This is a genomic window from Acidobacteriota bacterium (assembly GCA_022340665.1).
Taxonomy (GTDB): domain Bacteria; phylum Acidobacteriota; class Thermoanaerobaculia; order Thermoanaerobaculales; family Sulfomarinibacteraceae; genus Sulfomarinibacter.
In genome coordinates, this window is record JAJDNM010000069.1 from 1 (window position 1) to 5,121 (window position 5,121).

At 62.6% G+C, this 5,121-nt stretch carries 4 protein-coding genes; all 4 read right to left on the minus strand.

What is annotated here, in order from left to right; all coding sequences use genetic code 11:
• Window positions 1–417 (minus strand): hypothetical protein (locus tag LJE93_08695; GenBank protein MCG6948972.1); only part of this gene is annotated, 417 nt, incomplete at its 3' end.
• Window positions 408–1,604 (minus strand): amidohydrolase, encoded by a 1,197-nt coding sequence (locus LJE93_08700; protein MCG6948973.1) that lies wholly within the window; start codon window positions 1,602–1,604, stop codon window positions 408–410. The genes LJE93_08700 and LJE93_08695, both read right to left, overlap by 10 nt.
• A 111-nt stretch (window positions 1,605–1,715) precedes the next feature.
• Entirely contained in the window at window positions 1,716–3,104 is a 1,389-nt protein-coding gene (lysA, locus tag LJE93_08705; GenBank protein ID MCG6948974.1) for a diaminopimelate decarboxylase, read from the minus strand.
• 10 nt (window positions 3,105–3,114) lie between these two features.
• The gene (locus LJE93_08710; GenBank protein MCG6948975.1) at window positions 3,115–4,563 is read right to left on the minus strand and encodes a serine hydrolase; all 1,449 of its coding nucleotides are present in this window, start codon (window positions 4,561–4,563) and stop codon (window positions 3,115–3,117) included.
• Window positions 4,564–5,121: the final 558 nt, after the last annotated feature.

Genomic DNA, 5,121 nt, shown 5'->3' on the forward strand with positions numbered 1-5,121 from the left:
GTCGTTGCTGGCCTCCTCCGGTTTCGGGTTGACCTCCTGCAGCTCCTGCATGGCCTTGAGGCCGAGCGGGGTGGCCGCGTTGTCGAGCCCCAGCATGTTGGCCGCCATGTTCATGACGATCGAGCCCATCGCCGGGTGGCCTTCGGGGATGCCCGGAAAAAGCCTCTTCAACAAGGGTCCGAAGGCGCGGGCCAGGATGTCGATGGCGCCACCCTTTTCGCCCAGCTTCATGATCCCGAGCCACAGGCACATGATGCCGGTGAGGCCGAGGGAGATCTCGAAACCGGTCTTGGCGAGATCGAAGGAGGCGCCGACCATGGCCGCCCAGACTTCGTGGTCGCCGAGGAAGAGGGACTTGATGACGCCGACCAGGAAGGCGACCAGGAAGAACGCCCCCCAGACCTTGTTCAGCACGATCCCACCACAGAGAGGGCGTTGAGGACCTGCAACGCGACGCCAATCGCCATTGCATTCTCATCGACGTCGAAAAGCCCGAAGTGCACCGGGTGTACGATTCCCTCTGCCTCGTTGCGCACGCCGAGGGAGTAGAACGCCCCCGGGATCTCGGTCAGGTAGAAGCCGAAGTCCTCGACCCCCATCAGGGGTCGATCGAAGATGACGGCCGATTCTTCGCCGAGCAGTCTTCGCGAGTTCTCACGCACCAGCTCGACCATTTGCTCGTCGTTGATGACCGGATCGTAGCTCGGCGTGATCGTGACCTCGGCCCGAGCACCCATCGCCCGCGCTACGGTTCTAGCGGTTTCCTCGATCCGCTGCAACACGGAGGCGCGCACCTCGCGATCGAGGCACCGCACGGTGCCCGCCAGCCGCACTCTGTCCGCAATGATGTTGGTCTGGTTGCCACCTTCGATGACGCCCAGAGTCACGACCGCCGCCGCCCGTGCGTCGACATTTCGGCTGACAATCGACTGCATGGCGGTGACGATGTGTGCGGCGGCGACGATGGCGTCGACGCCGACCGAGGGGTAGGCCGCATGGGCGGCCTTGCCGTGCACCACGATCTCGAGATCGTCCGAGGAGGCGTTGCGCTGACCGTAGTGGAGCCCGATCGTACCGACATCGAGGGAGGAATCGACGTGGACGCCGAAAATCGCTTCGACCTTAGGGTTCTCGAGAGCCCCGGCCTCGATCATCAGCTTCGCTCCGCCGACCGTCTCCTCCGCAGGCTGGAACAGCAGCTTGACGATTCCGTTGAATGATTCCTTCTCCTGCTCCAGCAACCTGGCCGCGCCGAGGAGCATCGTGGTGTGCACGTCGTGTCCGCAGGCATGCATCTTTCCGGGGACCTTCGATGCGTAGTCGACGTCCTTGTCATCCTGGATCGGCAGCGCGTCGAGGTCCGCCCTGAGGGCCACGATTCCGCCCTCACCGCCCCCTCGAATGACGCCGAGCACGCCCGTTCCTCCCAGACCCGCCTGAAAATCGATCGACAGCTCGCGCAGGATCCCCTGGACCTTCTGGCTGGTCCGATGTTCCTCGAGGCCGAGCTCCGGATGCTGGTGGAGGTCACGGCGGATTTCGATCATCCAGGGCAGAATTCCCTTTGCGGCAGTCAGGATCTCGGATGGCGCGCCCAGGTCCATCGCGCGAAGATAACACGACGGAACCAGTGTTGAGTTTTGAGTTCTGAGTTTTGAGTTTTGAGTTACTGACGCCCTCACGATTGCAGTGGGTCGGTGGTGGAACTCAAAACTTCACTCGAAAACGAGCTCTCGCGGATGCAGCTCGTTTTCGAGCAGCCTCGCCAGCTTCTGTCGCTCCTTGATGACCACCACCCGCTCACCGTCAACCAGGACCTCGGCCGGGCGGACCTGGTCGTTGTAGTTGGAGCTCATCGACATGCCGTAGGCCCCGGCCGAAAAGACGCCCATCAGGTCGCCACGCCTTACCTTTGGCAGGTTGCGTCCGCGAGCGAGAAAGTCGCCGGTCTCGCAGATCGGCCCGACCAAATCGCTGGGGTGGAGGTCAGGCAGCTCGAGCTGCTGGGTGACGGTTTGCGGGACGTGATGGGGCTCGACCTCGATCGGCCAGGCGAAGTGGAAGGCGCGGTAGAAGGCGGGCCGGATGAGAGTGTGCATGCCGGCGTCGCCGATCACGAAACGCGTGTTCCGCCCCTCCTTGACGTGCTGGACGCGGGTTACGAGCACTCCCGAGTTGGCCATGATCAGCCGTCCCGGTTCGAGCACGATCTGCAGACCTCTGCGAACCCGCTCCTCGAGCAGGGGGATCAGCGCCTCGGCGAAGGACTCGATCTCCGGCGCCTCTCCGTCGGTGTAACTCATCGGCCAACCGCCGCCGAGATCGAGCACCGAGATGGGATCGCCGGCCGCTTCGAGTTCGTTGATCAACCGCAGCAGGACTCGCACCGAGGATTCATACGGCTCGATCTCGTAAACCGGTGAGCCGATGTGAACGTGCAGGCCGACCAGTTCGACCGAGGGGACGTCGCGGTATTCCGCGAATACCTTCGGAACCCGTGACCAGCGGACACCGAACTTGTTCTCCTCCTTGCCGGTTGTGGTGTACTCGTGGGTGCGCGCGTCGACGTCCGGGTTGACCCGAATGCAGGCGCGGGCCACCGTCTCGAGCTCGGCCGCGACCCGCGCGAGGACCTCGAGCTCGCTCTCGGACTCCACGTTGAAGAGGCCCACGGACCCTCGGTCCTCGATGTTCTCGCCTCCGAGGCGCTCGGCGTCGCCGGCGAGCGGGCTCCACCGCCCGTCGAGCGCCGCCCGCTGCTCGGCCTCGGGCTTGCCGACGCCGGCAAAGACCATATCCTTCAGCGGCACGCCAGCCAGCCAGGCTCGTTCGAGCTCGTTGCCGGAGACCACGTCCATACCGGCGCCCAGATCGTGGAGGAGCCGCAGGATGTGCAAATTCGACGATGCCTTGATGGCGTAGTGGAGGTGGGCTCCGAGCGGCGCGAAGGCGCGCTCGATCCTGCGATAGGAGGAGCGGATGGCCTCGGCGGAGTAGACGTAGGTGGGGGTGCCGACCACCTCGGCGATATCCGAAATCGGAACCTCGTCGGCGTGGAGCGCGCCGTCTCGGTAGGAGAATGCATCCAGGGGCTGCGTCGTCACTTCAGGCTTCCTAGTCCGTTTTGGGATAGAGATAGTTGTTGTTGCGTTTTACGCGGAACACGTTGCCGTTCTCGTCGAGCTCGAAGGTCACCAGGTCCTTGTTCGGTCGGCGGAAGGTCGAACCCTCGACCGGGGTCAGGGGTTCGTAACCCCAGGTAGCGTCGGCGTGCGGCGGATAATCGTAGCCATAGATCACGAGCTCATCGTTCAAGATCAGGACCTCGTACTCCCAACCCCAGGGGTCCGAGTAGAGGCCGACGTACCGCTGCCACGAGGGATCGACTTCGGCCTTCGGTGCCTTCGGCTCCGCTGTCGCCTCCAGGATCGACGGCGCGATCGCCTGGTAGGCCTGCCTGGCGACCGTCGCCGGGCTGCCGTCGTCGGCATTGATCGCGACGATCACGGCGATCTTCTCGCTCGGCACGGTGAGGAGGTTGCTGACATCGGCACCGATCGAGCCGCCGTGGCCGACGAAGTTCTTGCCGTCGCGGCGAGACACCTGGAAGCCCAGGCCCCGGCCCCCGGTAAAGCTGTCATAGACCCATTGAACTCTGTGCATCTCTCGGAGCGTGCTGCCCTTGAGGATCTGCTCACCCCCGGCAGGACCTCCCCGGAACTGGAGCGAGGCGAAGCGACCGAGGTCCTCGACGGTCGAGATGATGCTGCCCGCCGGCGAGATCGCTCCCGTCTGGTAGTAGCCCATCGAATTCCGCGTGCCGTCGGATCCCGCCAGCATGTAGGCGGTCGCCAGCCGATCCAGCAGCTCTCCTTCAGGCGGTTTGGTGCTCGAGCTCGCCATCCCGAGGGGTTCGAGGATGTTTTCCTCGACGTAGTCGGTCCAGGGCTTGCCCGAGACCTGAGTCACGATTTCCCCGAGCAGTGACATCCCGAGGTTGGAGTAACTGTAGGTCGTTTCGGGCGGATTGAGGACATTCTGTGTTTCGATCGACCTGGCCAACTCTTGCCGGGTCGGAAAAACGTGATCGGTCCAGTACGGGAAGGCCGCTTCCCGCGCCAGTCCGGCGGTATGGGTCAGCAGGTGACGGATGGTGATTTCTGGAGAATCAGGGAATGGGTTAGGCACCGCGAACCACGGCAGATAGAGCGAAACCGGGTCGTCGAGTCGGAGCTTGCCCTGATCCCGCAGCTGCATGATCGCGGTCGATGTAAAGAGCTTGGTGATCGAGCCGATCCGGTAGATTGTGGACGGAGTCGTGGGGGTCTTCGACTCCAGGTCGGCGTAGCCGTATCCCGCCGACCACACGATCTCCTGGTCGTAGACGACCGCGATCGAGAGGCCCGGCACATTGCGGGAGGCTATGTGTTGTTCGACCCATCTTTCGAATACATCAATTGCGTCGGCGACCGCGGGCTCCTCGGCAAGTGTCGTCTCGGCTCGAGCGATCGGCAGGATCGCTATCAGTAGAAGTGCTGCAATGCAAACGGTTTTCCAGCGCATTCAAGGCTCCTTCTATGCATCAGCAGGGGAGTATACGCGACACTTGATCGAATTAGGAATTAGGAATTAGGAATTAGGAATTAGGAATGAGGAATGAGGAATTCGGAATGCCCCCCATCCGCCTCCACGTTGTCATTCTGACCGAGCATCCGAAGGATGCGAGTGGAGGAATCTGTGAGAAATGCAAGAGCGCGATGCTGCATTGCCCATAGATCCTTCGACTTCGCGCCCCTTCGGGACGCTTCGCTCAGGATGACGTTCCGACTGGGCTGCCGAGGCCAGCCCGTCGTCACGTCATTTCGGATTTCCCATCCGCACTTTCAGAGAACGGGAGGGTGGAGGGGAACTCAAAACTCAACACTCATAACTCAACACTCATAACTCAAAACTCAAAACTCAAAACTCGGTCGCGCCGAGCGACCGTTTACAATGCCCCGCATGTTGACGCTCGCATTCGTTCTCGCGGCTGGTCTTCAAACGACAACCACGGTGATCTCACCTGCCGAGCTCTGGGACTCGTGGCCGGGCGAGCGCTTCGTTCAGACCCCTGCGCCCTGT

Bases quoted from the DNA above. Each gene is read 5' to 3' on its own strand.
- LJE93_08710 (MCG6948975.1), bottom strand. From the start codon at position 4,563: ATGCGCTGGAAAACCGTTTGCATTGCAGCACTTCTACTGATAGCGATC.
- LJE93_08700 (MCG6948973.1), bottom strand. From the start codon at position 1,604: ATGGACCTGGGCGCGCCATCCGAGATCCTGACTGCCGCAAAGGGAATT.